Source organism: Congregibacter brevis, from assembly GCF_045689245.1.
GTDB lineage: Bacteria > Pseudomonadota > Gammaproteobacteria > Pseudomonadales > Halieaceae > Congregibacter > Congregibacter brevis.
Genome location: NZ_CP136865.1, coordinates 1,661,829 through 1,679,445 on the forward strand (window position 1 = coordinate 1,661,829; position 17,617 = coordinate 1,679,445).

The window sequence follows — 17,617 nt, forward strand, 5'->3', positions numbered from 1 at the left end:
GCGAGTGAGGAGTTAGTCTAGGTTAGCGAGGGCGTAGCTCGCCTCGGTTAAATTCGGCCATATTTAATCGCCGCTCTAGAAGACCATAGGGCGTTGAGCGCAGTTCGGCGGTAAGTCCAAAGTACAGGGGGGCAGCGGCACTGCGCATACGCCACCATCGGCGCGCGAGAGCATAAGCATCGCTGCCCAGGGCGTGAAGTGCTGCGGAGTTATCTTCGGCACTGATTCCTTCGGGGGTCATTCGCCAAGGCATCGCTAGTAGTTTTAGACCACCAAGGTCACGATTGAGCCCAGCGTTACCTGTGCCGCTGTCTGCTGTCGATAGTGCATAAACGGGCAGGTCGCCCGCATAGTGGTAGTTGATTAGCGGTTTGAGTGCCCGTGCTTCGTCGCTTCTCTTGCTCAGTAAAAACACCGTATCCAGATCTTCCCTGCGCCGTCCGGCCGTTTCTACTTTATCGCTGAAAAGGGAGCGGATTGCGGCGCTTCGCTGTGCGCTATCGCCAAGGCCGAGGGCGTCGCGGATCGCCGGGGAGTGAGTGCTGGCTTTACTGTAGATCGCGGTGCTCGGAACCTGCCCTCCGAGTCGACGCCAATGCTCGACGAGCGCGGCTTCCATGCGCTCACCCCAGTCACCCTCGGGTCGAATCACCAGGGCACGACGAGAGCCGCTCGCGAACGCATCCTCGGCCAATTGGCGCGCTTCATCTTCGGGCGCCAGAGATAAGAGCAGGACGCTTGGGTTCGGTCCCGTAGAGAATGTCGGACGATTCAGTGTCAACACGGGCACGCTTAAGTCAGGCTGCGCTAACAGCTCCTCTACCTGTAGCTTGCCTAGTGGTCCAACGATGACACTGGCTCCACTTTCCTGAGCCTCAAGGTAGGCTGCGCTGATGCTCTCGAATCGACGACTATCCAGTACAGCAACAGTGAGACCTGCCTGTTGTGCCGCAAAGAAGCCGTCAATAAAGCCTTGGCTTACGGCGGCCCCCGCTTTCTCCAGGGGCCCCGAGAGAGGGAGTACGAGTGTTAGTTTGCTTGTCTGTGCATCTAAAAGAGCTGCGTCGCGTAATGACTCAGCATGTGCTCGTGCGATGTGTTCGGGATATTGTGCCTCCCATGCCGCCAGGGCTGCCGCGTTCTCCAAGGGGATGTCGACAGTGCTTGCGGTAGCAAGATCCATCCATCCTTGAGTATGAGCGTCGAGGACGGCAGGTGCGGAGTTCTCATTGTGAAGTCGTTGGGCAGCGCTCCAGATCGCGTCGTTCAATTCTGTGTCAGCGGCGGCATCGGTCTTGGGCATTGATGACAAAAGGAGGCTAAGCCCTAGTTGCTTGGCGCTGTCTCCTTGTTTCTTCGCGACCTCCAGTTCGTGAAGAAGGAGGTCGCGGCGAAGATCGCCCGGTAATGACTGTTTCTTTAACGCGTTCACCGCTGATTCGTAGGTCGGAAGCTTGCCTCTCAAATACGCAATACGCGCTTTGTAGTAGTCGATCCACAGTGCAGTCACGGCGGTTGATGCGTTAATTGGTTCAAACGCAATATCCGCGACTGAGTCGTCTTGTGCCTCTAGCGTGGGGAGGGCTAGCGTTGCCGCGAGCCAATCGCCGTCGCGCAGTGCGGCTCGCGTTGCGGCAAATAGCTCTTCATCCATTGTGACGGCCTCAACCAACAGAGGGTCAGTGGTGGTGTCTGGTAGCGATGACTCTGTTGTGGCCGCTGGGGATTCGCCGGGAAAGCCGGCTCGATCGGGTAGGTCGCCGGGCGTTGAAGCGCAGGCGCTTAGCAGAGCGGCAAAAAGAGCTCCGATCAGACCGTTTCGCCAGCAGTGGGGCAAGCTCAGCATGCTATCCTCGATTCTAGAGATGCGGCCCTCGCCGCACAGATCATCGCATTATAAGGAAGCCTGTCTCACTTGGAACCGGCGCTCTACATCGTAGCTACGCCCATCGGTAATCTGGGCGATGTTTCCCGGCGGGCATTAGAGGTCCTCTCGGGCGTTAGCTGTATCGCAGCGGAGGATACGCGCCGAACGGGCCAGCTATTGAGTGGCGAGGGTATCAAGACCCCCATGCTCGCCTACCACGAGCACAGCGCACCGCAAGTTGCGGAGCAGCTAGCCGCGCGTATTGCGGGAGGCGAGTCAATTGCGCTGGTTTCTGATGCCGGCACCCCAACTATTTCTGATCCTGGGTACCGACTGGTGCGGGTTATGCAGGATGCGGGCTTGAAGATTGTCCCTTTGCCCGGGCCCTGTGCTGCAATCGTGGGGCTTTCCGGCTCCGGCTTACCTAGTGATCGTTTTGCCTTCGAAGGCTTTTTGCCCAATCGCGGCGAAGCACGGCGACGGCGACTGGAATCGCTTGCGCATGCGGATGCGACCCTCATATTTTACGAAGCGCCCCACCGAATCGTCGCCACACTGGAGGATCTACAATCTGTAATGGGGGATGACAGGGAGGCTGCGATTGCGAGGGAGCTTACCAAGAGCTTTGAAACTATCCGGCGGGCACCTCTTCGAGAGCTCTGTGACTGGGTGCGCGATGACGCCAATCAAAGTCGCGGTGAAATAGTCCTTCTTCTGGCACCCAGCAAAGACGAGCGGGGTGCTCAATTGGACCCCGCCTTGGGCGAGTTGCTGTTAGGGATCGCCGAGCATATGCCGGCGCGTAAAGCCGCGAAGCTGGTTGCGGGCTACTCGGGTCTGCCCACCCGACAGCTTTACGACTTTCTATTGCAGCATCGCGCAGGCTGACCCCGAGCGCTTTTTGAGGATTGTGGCGCTTGCGCCTCTGCCGCCGTGTCGATACCCTGCGCGCGGAGTTGGCCAGGCGATCGCGGTATGTCGTGTCTTTGATACGAGGTACGGAGGAAAGTCCGGGCTCCATAGGGCAGGGTGCCAGGTAACGCCTGGGGGGTGTGAGCCCACGGAAAGTGCAACAGAAAGGATACCGCCGGGCCTTAGGGTTCGGTAAGGGTGAAAAGGTGCGGTAAGAGCGCACCGCGCGGCTGGTAACAGGCGTGGCGATGGTAAACCCCACCTGGAGCAAGACCAAATAGGAATCCGTTTGCTGCGGCCCGCAGTGGATTCGGGTAGGTCGCTAGAGGCGAGCGGTGACGCTGGTCCCAGATGAATGATCGTTCTCGACAGAACCCGGCTTATCGGCCAACTCCTCTAATTTCCCGTACGTCACGAGAGTGCTGCAGCCCTGCGGTAGTGCTCTTGTGGCGACATTCTCCTTGTTCAGGTGAAACGTTTAGACGGAATTCGCCTAAAACCGCTCTGCAAAATAATCAAACGAGCTTTAACTTAAAGTAAAAGCTTAGGTTAGTGCCTTAGAGCGCTGTTTTTGTGATTTTTTACCGCGGCGCAGCGAGCGGAAAAACGCCTCGAAACCCCCACCGATTAACGCCCAAACCCCTGAAATAACAGGCTTTTTTGCGAATTCTGGCTTGACTTCAGCTTTCCCGCGCACCTATAGTGTCGGGAAGTGGAGAGAAGTGGGTAATTCTGGTGATTTGTGGAATTCGCCAGAATAAAGGGGTTAGTAACTAGTGTTCCGTGGTGTTCAGCACATCAATATGGATGCAAAGGGTCGCCTGGCGATACCTTCGCGCCAGCGTGAGCCGCTGCTGAGTCAGTGTGCTGGCGAAATTGTTGTGACTATTGATACCCAGACCTCCTGTTTGTGTATTTATCCTCTCCCGGCGTGGGAGCGTATCGAGCAAGACCTACAGAAACTACCCTCTCTTAACCCCGCCGTAAAACGATTCCAGCGATTGATGCTGGGGTATGCAACCGACATTCAGCTCGATAGCAATGGAAGAATGCTGTTACCGCCGTCGCTTCGGGAATATGCACAGCTCGAGAAGAAGCTTGTGTTGGTTGGTCAGGGCAACAAGATGGAACTCTGGAGTGAGGAACTCTGGATCGTTGAGCGTGACAAGGCGCTAGAAGATGTCGGGGTGGATGAGCCATGGCCCGACGAGCTGATGAATCTGCCCCTCTAGATGGCAGCCCCCCATGAAACTGTATTGTTGCACGAAGCGGTGGACGCGCTGGTAAGCAGCCCCGCCGGCCTTTATGTCGACGGCACCTTCGGTCGTGGCGGACACAGTCGAGAAATTCTTAGCCGGCTTGACGAGAAAGGTCATCTGTTTGCCTGCGACAAAGATGAAGAGGCGGAGCGCGAAGCGCTCAAGCTTGCAGCGCATGACAAACGTTTTACCTTTGCGCGAGACTCCTTTGCTGCATTGCCCGAGCTCCTAAAGGCGCGAGGCCTTGGCGAGGTAGATGGAATTCTTTTGGATCTCGGCGTGTCTAGTCCGCAATTAGATCAGGCGGAGCGGGGCTTTAGCTTCCAGCAAGATGGGCCTCTGGATATGCGTATGGACCGCAGTCGCGGCGAGTCCGCTGCCGATTGGATCGCATCAGCGTCAGAGCAGGAAATAGTCGATGTGCTTCGTGACTACGGTGAAGAGCGATATGCCAAGCGTATCGCTGGAGCCATTGTAAAAGCGCGGGAGGAGTCTCCGCTTACCCGAACTGCGCAGTTAGCGGCGATTGTTCGCGACGCGCACCCCCGCTGGGAAAAGCATAAGCATCCTGCGACTAGAGCTTTTCAGGCGATCCGTATTCGCGTGAACCGTGAGCTTGATGATCTCGCCGATTTGTTATCGCTGGCGCTGTCAGTGCTGAGTGTCGGTGGCCGCTTGGTGGTGATTAGTTTTCACTCTCTCGAGGATCGTCTCGTTAAACGCCACTTTCGAGATATGAGTCGTGGCCCTCAGCTGCCTCGAAACCTGCCTGTCAGAGACGCGGAGTCTGGTGCTCAAATGCGCCTCATTGGCAAGGCCATGCGAGCCAGCGATAGCGAAGTTTCAGATAACCCAAGATCTCGTAGTGCCATTATGCGATGCGCGGAGAAGCTTGCATGAACGCCGCTCTGGTGAAGCCCTTATGGGCTGCTATAGCCCTGGCGCTTGTGCTGATAAGTGCTTTTTCGATTATCGGAAGTACGCATAGCAGTCGCAGCTTCTATGCGCAGCTTCAAGACCTGGAAGCACAGCGCTGGTATCTGGAGGAGGAGTACAGTCGTCTCCTCCTCGAGCAAAGCACCTTAGCCTCACACTACCGAATTGAAAGTGAGGCAGGTGAGGCGCTGGGTCTTGTTGCTCCCGGTCACGATCAAACGCGTTTGGTGGCGCAATGAGTAAGGCTGCCAAAGTAAGCGTGCAGAGCTGGCGAGCCTATGTCGTCATTGCCATGCTGGTAATGATGTTTCTTGCGCTGGTTGGTCGAGTTTTGTCTCTCCAGGTCTTGGATTCGGGCCGCGGCGTTGAGTTTCTTAAGCGTCAGGGCGATATGCGTATGTTGCGCACCGCTGAGCTTCCCGCCTATCGCGGTCTGATTACGGATCGTCGAGGTGAGCCGCTGGCTGTGAGTACGCCGGTTATCTCTCTGTGGGCAAATCCCAAAGTGCTGAAGGGCAGTGATCGGTTGCCTGAGCTTGCTGCTGCGCTGGATCTTGGTCCAGGTGAGCTAGAGGATCGTCTCTCACGGTATTCCGGTCGTCAGTTTATGTATTTGCGTCGGCACTTGATCCCGGATCAGGCGAGAGATGTGCTTGCGTTGAACATTCCTGGGGTTCGTGCGGAGCGAGAGTATCGTCGCTTTTACCCAGCGGGCGAAGTTGCAGCGCAGCTGGTGGGAATGACGAATGTAGATGGTGAGGGTGTCGCGGGTCTCGAGCTTGCCTATGACGAATGGCTTCGTGGGCATGCAGGGAAAAAACGTTACATCAAGGACCTCCATGGAGATGCCGTGCGCGATATTGGTGTTGTGGAGCCTGTGCGTCCCGGGCGGAATCTGCAGCTATCCATTGACCTGCGTTTGCAGTACTTGCTCCATCGTGAACTAAATCGTGCAGTAAAAGTCACGGGAGCCGAGGCAGGGGTGATCGTCACCATCGATAGTCAAACGGGAGAGGTCCTCGCGAGTGCCAGTTATCCTGACTTCAATCCCAATAATCGCAGCACGGTGACGATGAGTCAGACGCGTAATCGTGCGTTGACTGACGTATTTGAGCCCGGCTCTACAATGAAGCCTTTGACGCTTGTGGCGGCCTTGGAGTCCGGCCGTTACGACACCACCACTCTTATTGATACAAGTCCCGGTCGTATTCGCGTAGGCCGGAAGGTTCTGCCGGACCCCCGCAACTATGGAGAAATTACGCTATCGCGCGTGGTGGAAAAGTCGAGTCAGGTGGGTATCACCAAAATCGCACTGGATATTGGTCATGAGCCAGTTTGGGATGTCTTTAACCGCTTTGGTTTAGGGCAGGCGACAGCAACAGGCTTTCCTGGGGAGAGTTCAGGCCTGCTTCCCCAGCGTCCAAAGTGGCGTCCCATCGAGCAGGTCACTCTGGCTTTCGGCTATGGCCTGACGGCTACGCCCTTGCAGATTGCCCGGGCCTACGCAGTTTTTGCGAATGGTGGTTTATTGCCAGAGCTCTCGTTGCTACAGAGAGAGGCGGTGGATGTTCGCAGTGAGCGTGTTGTTGATGCTCAGATAGCCGCGAAGGTACGTAATGTTCTGCACGAGGTTACCGGCTCTCAGGGCACCGCTCGTAAAGCACGGGTCCCCGGCTACGAGGTGGGCGGAAAGACGGGCACGGTTCACAAGGTCGGTGCAGGCGGCTATCTCGATGATCAGTACGTCGCGCTGTTTGTCGGCATGGCGCCCATTGAGGATCCGCGGTTTGTCTCCGTCGTGGTCCTCGATCGACCGAAGGGCGACAACTATGGCGGAGGTTCGGCGGCGGCGCCGGTGTTTGCGCGAGTAGCGGCAGAGACGCTTCGCCTCTTGGGTGTAGCACCCAGTCTGGAAGCTCCCGAAGAAATGCTCGCTGTTGCAGCAGGAGGGGGAGCATGACGCCCGTCATTGCTGATACCTGTCGTGCACTGCCTCTATTGCTTAATGGCATGGCGAGCGATGTTCCGCAGCTTGATATTGCCGGTATAAGTTTGGATAGCCGCACAGTCAGAGCGGGTGATTTGTTTGTCGCTCTGCGCGGTGCCTCGCATGATGGCCGCAAGTATTTAAAGCAAGCTGCGGATCTGGGTGCCGCCGCGGCGGTAGTAGAAGATGCGCTTCCTGGGGAGGGGGCGCCGCTACCATCAGTGGTTGTTCCAGACTTGCGCCACAAGCTTTGCGAGATTGCCGGACGCTACTACCGCGATCCGAGTCGGCAGATGCACGTGGCGGCGGTGACTGGAACAAACGGCAAAACCACAGTGAGCCAGTTGTTCGCGCAGCTTGTTCGCCGCGCGGGTTATGACTGTGGAGTAATAGGCACTCTCGGCTCGTCCCTAACCGGAGACGTGCAAGACAGTATCCACACCACGCCAGACTCGATCGCTCTGCAAGAGATTCTGGCGGGCTGGGCGGGGCAGGCTGTGCCTTTCGTCAGCATGGAAGTGTCGTCCCACGCGCTAGATCAAGGTCGCCTAAATGGCCTCGATGTTGATTCAGGGATCTTTACCAATCTGACCCGCGATCATCTCGACTATCACGGTGACATGCAGTCCTACGGCGAAGCTAAAGCAAAGCTGTTTGCCTTTGAGTCACTACGCACGGCTATTCTCAATGCCGATGATCCTTTTAGTGAGGACCTCGCGCAGAAGATTTCGGCTGATGTGGCGGTTCTTCGTTTCGGCGTTCACGCGCAGTGTGCCGATGTGCGACTGAGTAACTTGCAGCTGAGCAGTGCCGGGCTTCAGCTGAAGTTTGAAAGTCCTTGGGGCAATGCATCGCTCAAATGTCCTTTGTTGGGTAAGTTCAATGCTACGAATTTGCTTGCGGCGCTGACCGCAGCGTTGCAAGCGGGTCTGCCATTCGATTCCGTAATGACAGCCGTTGAAAGCCTGCAGTCAGTGCCAGGTCGCATGCAGCCCCTTCACGGAGCGGGAGGCCCCTTGGTGGTTGTGGACTACGCGCATACGCCTGATGCCTTGCGACAGGTGCTGTTGGCGCTACGGGAGCAGTGTGCCGGTTCTCTCATCGCAGTCTTTGGTTGTGGTGGAGATCGCGATAAAGGTAAACGCGCGTTGATGGCCGAGGTGGTTTCGGCTAACGCTGACAGCGCGGTCATCACCAGTGATAACCCGCGTAGTGAAGACCCTATGGCGATCATTGCCGACGTGGAGGCAGCAATGCACGGTAAATACACCGTCTGCGCTGATCGAGCGGACGCCATTCGATTGGCGATAGAGTCCGCAGGGTCGGATGACTGTGTTCTCATTGCCGGCAAGGGTCACGAGGACTATCAGATTGTTGGTGATCAGCGACTCTCATTCAGTGATGCGGCAGTTGCGCAGCAAATATTGGCGAGGTGCGCGGCATGATGTCCGCAATGACACTGCCTGTTATTGCCGAACGTTTAGGCGCCGTCTACACAGGGGCTGCCTTAGCAGTGTCTGGCGTCGCAATCGATTCGCGTGCCATAGGCCCCGGCGATTTGTTTGTTGCTTTGCCTGGAGAGCGCGTCGATGGCCATGATTACATTGATGCAGCGGTTGCCAATGGCGCTGTTGCTGCGTTGGTGCAGCGACCAGTGGACGCGAGCATTCCTTGTCTTCTTGTCTCGAGCTGTCTAGCGGCACTGTCTGAGCTTGGGCGAGCCAGTCGAGACCTGTCGCAAAGCATCGTTGTCGCCATCACGGGAAGCTGTGGAAAGACCACAGTGAAAAACCTGTGTCGCAGTATATTTAGCCAGGCGGGAGCGACCTTAGCGACCTCGGGTAACTACAACAACGAGATCGGTGTACCTCTCACCCTTTCTCGAATCGAGGATCAGACCCGCTACGCAATCGTCGAAATGGGGGCTACTCGTCGCGGCGATATTGCTCACCTTTGTGCGCTGGCTCGGCCCTCAATCACCACTGTTTTGAATGCTATGGAGGCTCACCTCGAGGGCTTCGGTAGCGTCGCAGACGTGGCGGACATTAAAGCGGAGATCTATGACGGTCTGAGCGGCGATGGTTTCGCGGTTTTGAATCTTGATCAGCCTTGGGTGGATCTTTGGCGGGAGCGTATCGCGAAGGCCGGCGCTGCCAGTGTGACGTACTCCCTTGTCGATGGCGGCGATATTTCTGTTTCTGATCTGACCGACCGCGGCCTCCAAGGCAGCGACTTCATACTGCACATGGGCGATGAAAGTCGCGGTGTGAGTTTCCCCCTACCGGGTCGTCACAACGTATCCAACGCATTGGCTGCGGCAGCACTCGCAAAAGCCGCAGGACTAAGTCTTGGGCAGATTGTTGCGGGACTGGAAATGGCAGAGAGCGAGCCGGGTCGCTTGCAGACCGAGCGATTGAGCGGCGGTAAAGTTCTCATCGATGATAGCTATAACGCCAACCCGGGTTCTGTGCGAGCTGCTATTGATCTACTGGCAGGCACTCGAGGTAGGAGTTTGCTTGTTCTGGGGGAAATGCTGGAGCTGGGTGAAGAGAGTCCACAGCGTCATGCAGAGATGGGCTCGCTCGCCAGAGAGCTGGGTATCTCGCAGTTTGTGGGAATTGGCGATGCGCTTAAGCCGGCGGTCGAGGCCTTTGGCGACACCGCACACTGGTACCCCTCGCGGGAAGCCGTGACGCCGGATCTGCCGGCCCTGCTTGAGCGTAGCGACACCGTTCTGGTGAAAGGTTCTAGAGGTGCTGCTATGGAGTCAGTGCTCGCAGAACTTCGCGGCATCGCTTCGGAGGACCGTTCATGCTGATGATCCTCGCAGATTATCTGGCGCAGTTTGAGTCTGCCTTTCGCGTGTTTCAGTACCTGACGCTTCGAGGAATTCTTGCCGCAGGCACCGCACTGCTTATTTCGTTGCTTGTGGGTCCGGTGATGATTCGTCGCCTGAGCTATCACCAGGTGGGGCAGGCAGTACGTAGCGATGGTCCTCAGTCCCATCTTGAAAAATCCGGAACGCCCACGATGGGCGGCGCATTGATACTCGTCGCTATTGCGATCAGCACGCTGCTCTGGGCTGATCTATCTAACGCCTATGTCTGGGTTGCCCTCTTGGTGACAGCCGCCTTCGGTGCGGTGGGATGGGTGGATGACTACCGGAAAGTCGTCGAGCGAAACCCCAGGGGCTTGCCTGCGCGCTGGAAATATCTCTGGCAGTCTGTCGCAGGTCTATCTGCGGCTGTCTTTCTGTACATGAACTCTGACAGTCCGGTAACGACGCAGCTTTACATTCCCTTCTTTAAAGACATCGCGATTTCTATGGGTGTGCTGTTCGTCGTGTTGGCGTACTTTGTGATAGTGGGCGCAAGCAACGCCGTGAATCTGACCGATGGTCTTGATGGTCTAGCTATCTTGCCCACCGTGTTGGTCGGTACAGCGCTAGGCCTCATTGCGTACCTGACGGGTAACGTCAATTTTGCGGATTACCTGCAAATTCCCTATGTGGCGGGCAGTGGAGAGCTTTCCGTGTTCTGCGGGAGTATTGCCGGCGCAGGTCTGGGTTTCCTTTGGTTCAACACTTATCCCGCACAAGTGTTCATGGGGGATGTTGGCGCGCTGGCTCTCGGAGCTGCACTGGGTACCGTTGCAGTCATCACGCGCCACGAGATCGTGTTCTTCATCATGGGGGGCATTTTTGTACTCGAGACAGTGTCCGTCATTCTTCAGGTGGCCTCGTTCAAGCTAACGGGTCGTCGGCTTTTCCGAATGGCCCCCATTCATCACCACTATGAATTGAAAGGTTGGCCCGAGCCGCGAGTGATCGTCCGCTTCTGGATTATCACGGTCATGCTGGTGCTTTTCGGCCTAGCCACGTTGAAGTTGCGGTGATGGGGGTGGTGGCTAAAGACATGTCGTCTCTCATCAGCAGTACACGCCGCAAAGTCGTAGTCGGTCTCGGCGTGACAGGTTTGTCCGTGGCTAGATACTTAGCGCGCCAAGGTGAGGAATTCTCGGTGGTGGATACCCGGGAAGAGCCGCCCGGGCTCGAACAGTTGCGTGATGAATTACCGCACGTGCCGGTAATGCTTGGTAACAACGTTCAGGATGTATTGGATACGGCAGCCGAGCTTATCGTTAATCCCGGGATTTCCATCGATGAGCCGTGGTTAAAGCAGGCGGTGGATGCGGGAGCCAAGCTTTGTGGCGATATAGATCTCTTTGTCGCAGCCGCGAAAGCGCCGGTCATTGGTATCACGGGTTCCAATGCCAAATCCACAGTGACAGAAATGCTGGGCGCTATGATTAAAGGCGCGGGTTATCGTGTGGGAGTGGGGGGGAATCTTGGTGTTCCTGCGCTGGACCTACTTTCCGATGACAACGAATTCTATGTGTTGGAGCTATCGAGCTTTCAGTTAGAGCGCGCCAGTGCTTTAAATCTGGAGGTTGCTACCGTTCTGAACGTGACTCCCGATCATCTGGATCGTCACGGCAGTATGCCGCGCTACCACCAAGCCAAGCACAGAATCTTCAACGGTTCCCGTCAGGTGGTTTTCAATCTCGATGACCCTCTGACTATTCCTCCGCTGGCAGCGGATCGCTCCCAGGTGAGCTGGCGTCTGGGAGAACCGGATCTTCATGGTTTTGGACTTAGAGACATCGATGGCGAAGCGACTCTCGTGAAGGGGTTCGAGCCACTGATCAAGGCTGCGGATCTGGCTTTACCCGGACAGCACAATATCGCAAACGCACTGGCTGCCCTGGCTTTGGGGTCAACTATCGATTTGCCTGTGAAGGGCATGGTGGAGGTGCTTCGCAGTTTTCCCGGTTTAGAGCATCGCTGTGAGTTGGTGTTGGATCATGATGGCGTGCGCTGGATTAACGATTCCAAAGCGACGAATGTTGGCGCAGCGCTCGCGGCTATAGAAGGTTTAGGTACGTCCCACCGTCTTATCTTGATTGCGGGCGGGCGGGATAAAGATGCGGATTTTCGGGCGCTAAAGCCAGCTGTTGCAAAGCACTGCGACCGCGTACTACTGATCGGTGAGGCATCCGATGCCATGGCGATTGCTCTGGACGATACGAGCGAGCTTGTTTGTGCCGGTACTCTTGAAAACGCGGTCGGGCTTGCCCGCGACTCAGCTAAGCCGGGAAACATAGTGCTGCTCTCGCCCGCATGCGCCAGCTTCGATCAGTTTGATAGCTATGTCGCTCGCGGGGAGTGTTACAAGCGCTTGGTCCTGGGGGCGTTTGACTCATGAATACCGCGCGTACAGCAGCTGTCGCCGATGTGGGTCGACTCCCGGATCTGGTGCTGCTCTCTATAGCGGTGGCGTTGTTGCTCATAGGTTTGATTGCTATCACCTCTGCATCAGTAGGTTATGCCGAGGCTACCTACGGGAACATGTGGCATCACAGCTATCGCCATTTGGTGTATCTCGGCCTGGCGCTGATGAGCGGTTTTATCTGCTATCAAGTGCCGATAGAGCTCTGGTATCGCAGCGGCTGGCTTCTTCTGTTGCTCTCTAGCCTGTTGCTGATTCTCGTACTCATCCCCGGGGTAGGTCGTAACGTTAATGGTAGCCAGCGATGGCTGGCGCTGGGATCTATGACTCTTCAGCCTTCAGAGTTAGCCAAGGCCGCAATGATCGTATATCTGTCCGGCTACTTGGTCCGCCAGGGTAAAGCGCTGCAAGAGAGCTGGCAGGGTGTGCTGAGACCCCTAATGATTTTGGGTCTGGTCGCAGTTCTGCTTTTAGCTGAGCCGGATTTCGGTGCTGTAGTGATCATGTTTGCCACCGCTTTTGGAATGTTGTTTTTGGCGGGCATGCGACTCATGCATCTGGGCCTGATTATCGCGGCTACCGGTGTTCTTGGGGCATTGCTGATTCAAGCGGCACCTTATCGTCTTCAGCGCCTCATAGCCTACACAGATCCCTGGGCAGACCCCTTTGGCTCAGGTTTTCAGTTGATTCAATCGCTCATCGCCTTTGGGCGTGGTGAGTGGTTCGGAGTGGGGCTGGGTAACAGCGTGCAGAAGCTCTTTTATCTCCCGGAGGCTCACACCGATTTTGTGTTTTCCATATGGGCGGAAGAAACGGGGTTTGCGGGTGCATTTGTGCTTATCGCTTTGTTTCTCGCGCTCGTGCTCCGGATTTTCCATCTGGGTCGGGAGGCGCAGAAAGAGGGCCAGTTGTTCTCTGCCTATCTATGTTTCGGCGTGTCACTCATGTTCTCGGGGCAGGCTTTTGTAAACATGGGCGTGAGCGCCGGTCTACTACCTACGAAAGGGCTGACGTTGCCCCTTATCAGTTACGGCGGTACCAGTCTTATTACAGCCTGCGTGCTCTTAAGTATGGTGCTTCGGGTTGCTCACGAGCGGCAGCAGCCCGCGCGAGGACGTAAGCGATGACTGCGCCTCTCGCCATGATGTTGGCCGGTGGAACCGGTGGTCACGTTTATCCCGCTCTGGCGGTGGCGCTTGATCTACGTGAGCGCGGTTTTCAGCTCGCCTGGATTGGCACTCGTCGCGGGCTTGAAGCTCGAGTGGTGCCCGAGGCTGACATATCGTTCTTCCCTCTACCTATGCGAGGACTGCGGGGAAAGGGCTTTCTTCAGCAGATTTTCGCGATCTTACTGTTAGGTTTTTCGTTACTACAGTCGCTGTGGTTGATGTTGCGAATGCGTCCTGCACTAGTTGTAGGCATGGGAGGCTATGCGTCGTTTCCCGCGGCTTTGGCGGCCTGGCTGACGCGTCGCCCACTGTTGCTTCAAGAGCAGAACGCGGTGCCCGGCAGCGCGAACAAAGCGCTGGCGCGCTTTGCATCAGTTATTGCCACAGGTTTTCCAAAGGTGCTTACGCAGTATGCAAAGACGCAATATCTCGGGAATCCTGTTCGCAAGGATTTGCTCGCGGTGGCTAACCTATCGCCCTGGACTACGAGAAATGATGCTCCCCTGCGGGTGTTGGTTCTCGGGGGCAGCCTGGGTGCCCGGCCATTGAATGAAGCTGTTCCTGCTTTAGCAGCCTTGCTGGGCCCGAATTGTGAGTGGCGCCACCAGTGCGGGCCTGAGCATGCCGACAGCACGCGCTCCAGTTACGCCGCGGTGACCGATGCAAAATGGCAAGTCGAGCCCTACCTCGAGGATATGCCTGAAGCCTATGCTTGGGCGCAGCTCGTCATTTGCCGCGCAGGTGCCTTGACTGTTGCTGAGCTTGCGGTGACCGCAAGGCCTTCGATACTTATTCCACTGCCTTACGCCATCGATGATCACCAAACTGCAAACGCGCGATTTCTGGTTGATGCCGGCGCGGCGATCTTGCTGACCCAGGAGCGTATCGAGCAAGAATTGGAAGGGTCATTGCGTAAGTTGCTTGCCGATGACAGCGCGCTTGCGGCCATGTCTGTTGCTGCGGCCAAGTGTGCCCGACCTGATGCGACCAAGGCCATTGCGGATCGTGCGGAGGCTTTGACCCTATGACCGTGTCAGCAATGCCAGGAGCTTCCGAGATGCGTCGGGTGCGTCGGATCCACATGGTGGGTGTTGGCGGCAGTGGCATGAGCGGTATTGCTGAGGTACTCGTAAACCTGGGGTTCTCTGTCAGCGGTTCTGACCTTATGGATGGGGCGGTGACTCGCCATCTCGCAGAAATGGGCGTTGCGGTGACCATTGGACATCAGGCAGAAGCAGTCAACGATGCGGACGTCGTTGTCATCTCCAGCGCTGTGCATGGAGATAACGACGAGTTGGTCGCAGCTAAGGAGCGAAGAATTCCTGTGGTTCGTCGCGCGGAGATGCTGGCGGAGCTTATGCGGCATCGTTACGGCATTGCGGTGGCGGGCACTCACGGGAAGACCACGACCACGAGTCTTATCGCCGCTATTTTTGCCGCGGCCGATCTTGATCCAACCTTTGTGATTGGTGGGCGGGTTAATAGCACCGGTACACACGCGCAATTAGGTGCGGGCCGGTTTCTTATTGCCGAGGCCGATGAAAGCGACGCGTCGTTTCTGCACTTGCAGCCCATGGTGACCGTGGTGACGAACATTGAGGCTGATCACATGGAGACCTACGGAGGGGACTTCGCGCAGCTTCGTAAAACCTTCGTCGAGTTCTTGCACAATCTTCCCTTCTACGGTCTCGCTGTTCTCTGTGTCGATGACGCGGTGCTCGCGGAGCTGGATGCAGATCTTGGTCGCCCAATTCTAGGCTATGGATTTAGCGAGATCGCCGACTATCGCATTACGGGTCTTGAGCCCGACGGGCTGACGACACGATTCACTGTTGAGCGACCGGAAGGTCATCCAGCGCTTGCCATCTCTCTCAATATGCCCGGGGCACATAATGTCCTGAATGCCACTGCGGCTGTTGCGGTCGCGACAGATCAAGGTATCGATGATCAGGTGATTCAGGACACGCTCGCGAATTTCGGCGGGGTAGGTCGCCGATTTAGCGTGTATGAAGAAGTGAAGCTTGGTAATCATCTTGTGACTCTGGTGGATGATTATGGGCATCACCCAACGGAGGTGGCTGCCACTTTGGCCTCAGCACGACAGGCCTGGCCCGAGCGCCGTGTTGTGATGGTGTATCAGCCACACCGCTTTACGCGTACGCGGGATCTTTACGACGACTTTGTAAGTGTCTTGTCCGACGCCGATTTCCTGGTGCTTTTGGAGGTGTATCCCGCTGGTGAAGAGACGATCACTGGCGCCGATAGTCGCTCCTTAGCTCGCTCCATACGACAGCGCGGGCAGCTCGATCCGCTATACGCAGCGACGGCTTCAGAGGTGCCTGCGTTGCTCATGGATGTGCTTGAGCCGGGTGATGTATTAGTGACTCAGGGTGCTGGTGACATCGCCCGTTTGGCTGTGCAGCTTCGCGAGCCGGAGGTTCAGTTATGAGTGAAGTCAGCGCCTTGCGCGATCTCAACATAGCGGTGCTTTTCGGCGGAACTTCCGGTGAGCGAGAGGTCTCTCTTGCGAGCGCAGAGACTGTGCTTGGCGCTCTGCGAGAAGGGGGCTACAAGCCTCTCGCACTAGATACCGGAGAGCCAAGGTGGTGGGGACGTCTCGGCAATACGGATATTGCCTTCAATATTCAGCACGGGGTTGGTGGTGAGGATGGCAGTACTCAAGGCTTACTTCAGTGTCTTGGCATTGCGGGGACTGGAAGCAATGTTTTGGGCTCAGCGCTGGCTATGGATAAGCTCCGTAGCAAGCAGTTGTGGCGCAGTTTGGGGCTCCCGACCGCGGACTTTGCGTTGGTAAAAGCTGATACCGACGTTGACGCTCTGTTGTCTGAGTGGGGGGCGGCATTCGTCAAACCCGTCGCCGAAGGTTCCAGCTTGGGTATGACGCGAGTCAACAGCGCTGCGGCTTTTGAAGCGGCTTGTGAGTCAGCTGCAGTTTACGGAGAGAAAATTCTTGCCGAGCAATTCATAGACGGTCCTGAGTACACGGTTGCGATTCTAGGTGACCGTGCGTTACCACCGATTCGTATCGAAGCGACGCGCGAGTTTTATGACTACGAGGCGAAGTACAAGGGCAGCAGCACGAGCTATCACGTTCCCTGTGGCTTGAGTGTGCAGGACGAGGAGCAGCTCTGCGAACTGGCCTTAAAGGCTTTTCATGCGCTGGATTGCTCCGTTTGGGGTCGTGTAGATCTCATGCGCGATGGTAGCGGCAACTTCCAGCTTCTGGAGGTAAACACGATCCCGGGTATGACGGACCATAGTCTGGTGCCTATGGCGGCCACGGCCGGAGGCTTATCACTTCTGGAGCTCCTCGAACAAATACTGTTGCTGTCCTGGGAAACGTTCAGCAAATTGGATGGAGGAGCAGGTTGATGGCTGCATCGCGAAGAAACTCACGCCGACGTCCGAAGCAAACTGCGAGTTCACGAGCTAAGGCGATTCTGGGAAGGCTTCAGAGTGGGGTCAGCGTTTTAGTTTCGGTCACAGCCTTATGTGTACTGGGCACCGTGATGTATTTGGGGGCTGAGGGCCTGCGCAGCCTGCCTGTTGAGCGCATCGTGGTCACCGGCAAGCTCGAGAATCTACGTCAGGAGGCACTCCGCGAGTCACTGTCTGACGAATTGGAAGATGGTTTGTTGTTCCTCGATCTGAGTGATTTGCAGAGCACTCTCGAAGATCTGCCTTGGGTGTATACCGCACAGCTTCGTCGTCGCTTTCCCGATACCTTGGAAGTGAGTGTCGTAGAGCAGCTGCCCATTGCACGCTGGGGCAATGAGGCTTTTCTGAATCATGAAGCTCGAATCATTGAAGTCAAGGATGGGGAGCGCTGGCAGGACCTTCCGGAAATCCGTGGTCCCATCGGCAGTGAAGCGCGGCTGATGAATCACTATCAGCGCTTACTTGAGCGTTTGCGGCCGCTGTCACTTACGCCCGTTGCGCTGAGTGAAGACGACTACGGACAGCTCCATGCGAGTTTGGATAACGGGCTTGAGTTGCAGCTTGGCGATCATGACTTTTCTCTTCGACTGCAGCGTTTTTTGAAGCTGTGGAGAAGTGATCTCCAGGATTCTGACCGAATCGTGCGGCGTGTAGATATGCGTTATGACGGCGGCGCAGCCGTGGCATTTGACCAGACTCCGCAGTTGGCGGGTCTGACTGAAAACACCCAGGGTAGGTAG

Annotated in this window: 15 protein-coding genes and 1 other RNA gene; 15 read left to right on the top strand and 1 reads right to left on the bottom strand. The window is 56.5% G+C overall.

Translation table 11 applies throughout. The features are described 5' to 3' along the window. Positions 1 to 22 precede the first annotated feature (22 nt). Entirely contained in the window at positions 23 to 1,846 is a 1,824-nt protein-coding gene (locus tag R0137_RS07310; protein ID WP_407329708.1) for a penicillin-binding protein activator, read from the bottom strand. Positions 1,847 to 1,915: 69 nt separating this feature from the next. Here R0137_RS07310 and rsmI point away from each other — a divergent pair, with 69 nt between their 5' ends. From rsmI to R0137_RS07385, 15 genes are all read left to right on the top strand, one after another. Then, positions 1,916 to 2,755: a 16S rRNA (cytidine(1402)-2'-O)-methyltransferase gene (rsmI, locus tag R0137_RS07315; RefSeq protein ID WP_407329710.1), complete on the top strand. Its 840-nt coding sequence runs from the start codon at positions 1,916 to 1,918 to the stop codon at positions 2,753 to 2,755. A 64-nt stretch (positions 2,756 to 2,819) separates the two neighbouring features. Then, positions 2,820 to 3,178, top strand: an RNA gene (gene rnpB, locus R0137_RS07320) — RNase P RNA component class A. Positions 3,179 to 3,555: 377 nt separating this feature from the next. Then, positions 3,556 to 4,011, top strand: coding sequence for a division/cell wall cluster transcriptional repressor MraZ (gene mraZ, locus R0137_RS07325; RefSeq protein WP_405271434.1), 456 nt, complete (start codon positions 3,556 to 3,558; stop codon positions 4,009 to 4,011). Continuing rightward, the gene (rsmH, locus tag R0137_RS07330) at positions 4,012 to 4,938 is read left to right on the top strand and encodes a 16S rRNA (cytosine(1402)-N(4))-methyltransferase RsmH (RefSeq protein ID WP_407329712.1); all 927 of its coding nucleotides are present in this window, start codon (positions 4,012 to 4,014) and stop codon (positions 4,936 to 4,938) included. After that, positions 4,935 to 5,213: a cell division protein FtsL gene (gene ftsL, locus R0137_RS07335; protein WP_407329714.1), complete on the top strand. Its 279-nt coding sequence runs from the start codon at positions 4,935 to 4,937 to the stop codon at positions 5,211 to 5,213. The genes rsmH and ftsL overlap by 4 nt, the downstream gene beginning before the upstream one ends. Next, positions 5,210 to 6,934, top strand: coding sequence for a peptidoglycan D,D-transpeptidase FtsI family protein (locus R0137_RS07340; protein ID WP_407329716.1), 1,725 nt, complete (start codon positions 5,210 to 5,212; stop codon positions 6,932 to 6,934). The genes ftsL and R0137_RS07340 overlap by 4 nt, the downstream gene beginning before the upstream one ends. Beyond that, the gene (locus tag R0137_RS07345; RefSeq protein WP_407329718.1) at positions 6,931 to 8,406 is read left to right on the top strand and encodes a UDP-N-acetylmuramoyl-L-alanyl-D-glutamate--2,6-diaminopimelate ligase; all 1,476 of its coding nucleotides are present in this window, start codon (positions 6,931 to 6,933) and stop codon (positions 8,404 to 8,406) included. Before R0137_RS07340 ends, R0137_RS07345 begins: the two co-directional genes overlap by 4 nt. Further along, positions 8,403 to 9,779 carry a UDP-N-acetylmuramoyl-tripeptide--D-alanyl-D-alanine ligase gene (gene murF / locus R0137_RS07350; RefSeq protein WP_407329720.1) on the top strand — a complete coding sequence of 459 codons (1,377 nt, stop codon included), beginning with the start codon at positions 8,403 to 8,405 and terminating at the stop codon, positions 9,777 to 9,779. Before R0137_RS07345 ends, murF begins: the two co-directional genes overlap by 4 nt. Further along, the gene (gene mraY / locus R0137_RS07355; RefSeq protein ID WP_407329722.1) at positions 9,773 to 10,855 is read left to right on the top strand and encodes a phospho-N-acetylmuramoyl-pentapeptide-transferase; all 1,083 of its coding nucleotides are present in this window, start codon (positions 9,773 to 9,775) and stop codon (positions 10,853 to 10,855) included. Before murF ends, mraY begins: the two co-directional genes overlap by 7 nt. Further along, a complete protein-coding gene (murD, locus tag R0137_RS07360; RefSeq protein WP_407329723.1) occupies positions 10,768 to 12,225 on the top strand; it encodes a UDP-N-acetylmuramoyl-L-alanine--D-glutamate ligase in 1,458 nt (485 codons plus the stop codon). Before mraY ends, murD begins: the two co-directional genes overlap by 88 nt. After that, a complete protein-coding gene (ftsW, locus tag R0137_RS07365) occupies positions 12,222 to 13,376 on the top strand; it encodes a putative lipid II flippase FtsW (RefSeq protein ID WP_407329725.1) in 1,155 nt (384 codons plus the stop codon). Before murD ends, ftsW begins: the two co-directional genes overlap by 4 nt. After that, positions 13,373 to 14,446, top strand: coding sequence for an undecaprenyldiphospho-muramoylpentapeptide beta-N-acetylglucosaminyltransferase (gene murG / locus R0137_RS07370; RefSeq protein ID WP_407329727.1), 1,074 nt, complete (start codon positions 13,373 to 13,375; stop codon positions 14,444 to 14,446). Before ftsW ends, murG begins: the two co-directional genes overlap by 4 nt. Further along, complete coding sequence (gene murC / locus R0137_RS07375; RefSeq protein WP_407329728.1) at positions 14,443 to 15,867, top strand: UDP-N-acetylmuramate--L-alanine ligase; 1,425 nt, start codon at positions 14,443 to 14,445, stop codon at positions 15,865 to 15,867. The genes murG and murC overlap by 4 nt, the downstream gene beginning before the upstream one ends. Continuing rightward, the gene (locus tag R0137_RS07380; protein WP_407329730.1) at positions 15,864 to 16,811 is read left to right on the top strand and encodes a D-alanine--D-alanine ligase; all 948 of its coding nucleotides are present in this window, start codon (positions 15,864 to 15,866) and stop codon (positions 16,809 to 16,811) included. The genes murC and R0137_RS07380 overlap by 4 nt, the downstream gene beginning before the upstream one ends. Further along, on the top strand, positions 16,811 to 17,617 hold the full coding sequence (locus R0137_RS07385; RefSeq protein WP_407329732.1) for a cell division protein FtsQ/DivIB: 807 nt from the start codon (positions 16,811 to 16,813) through the stop codon (positions 17,615 to 17,617). The genes R0137_RS07380 and R0137_RS07385 overlap by 1 nt, the downstream gene beginning before the upstream one ends.

Coding starts and splice junctions, on each gene's coding strand:
- R0137_RS07380 (WP_407329730.1), top strand. CDS start 15,864: ATGAGTGAAGTCAGCGCCTTGCGCGATCTCAACATAGCGGTGCTTTTC.
- ftsL (WP_407329714.1), top strand. CDS start 4,935: ATGAACGCCGCTCTGGTGAAGCCCTTATGGGCTGCTATAGCCCTGGCG.
- mraY (WP_407329722.1), top strand. CDS start 9,773: ATGCTGATGATCCTCGCAGATTATCTGGCGCAGTTTGAGTCTGCCTTT.
- R0137_RS07385 (WP_407329732.1), top strand. CDS start 16,811: ATGGCTGCATCGCGAAGAAACTCACGCCGACGTCCGAAGCAAACTGCG.
- rsmH (WP_407329712.1), top strand. CDS start 4,012: ATGGCAGCCCCCCATGAAACTGTATTGTTGCACGAAGCGGTGGACGCG.
- murG (WP_407329727.1), top strand. CDS start 13,373: ATGACTGCGCCTCTCGCCATGATGTTGGCCGGTGGAACCGGTGGTCAC.
- R0137_RS07345 (WP_407329718.1), top strand. CDS start 6,931: ATGACGCCCGTCATTGCTGATACCTGTCGTGCACTGCCTCTATTGCTT.
- murF (WP_407329720.1), top strand. CDS start 8,403: ATGATGTCCGCAATGACACTGCCTGTTATTGCCGAACGTTTAGGCGCC.
- R0137_RS07340 (WP_407329716.1), top strand. CDS start 5,210: ATGAGTAAGGCTGCCAAAGTAAGCGTGCAGAGCTGGCGAGCCTATGTC.
- R0137_RS07310 (WP_407329708.1), bottom strand. CDS start 1,846: ATGCTGAGCTTGCCCCACTGCTGGCGAAACGGTCTGATCGGAGCTCTT.
- murC (WP_407329728.1), top strand. CDS start 14,443: ATGACCGTGTCAGCAATGCCAGGAGCTTCCGAGATGCGTCGGGTGCGT.
- ftsW (WP_407329725.1), top strand. CDS start 12,222: ATGAATACCGCGCGTACAGCAGCTGTCGCCGATGTGGGTCGACTCCCG.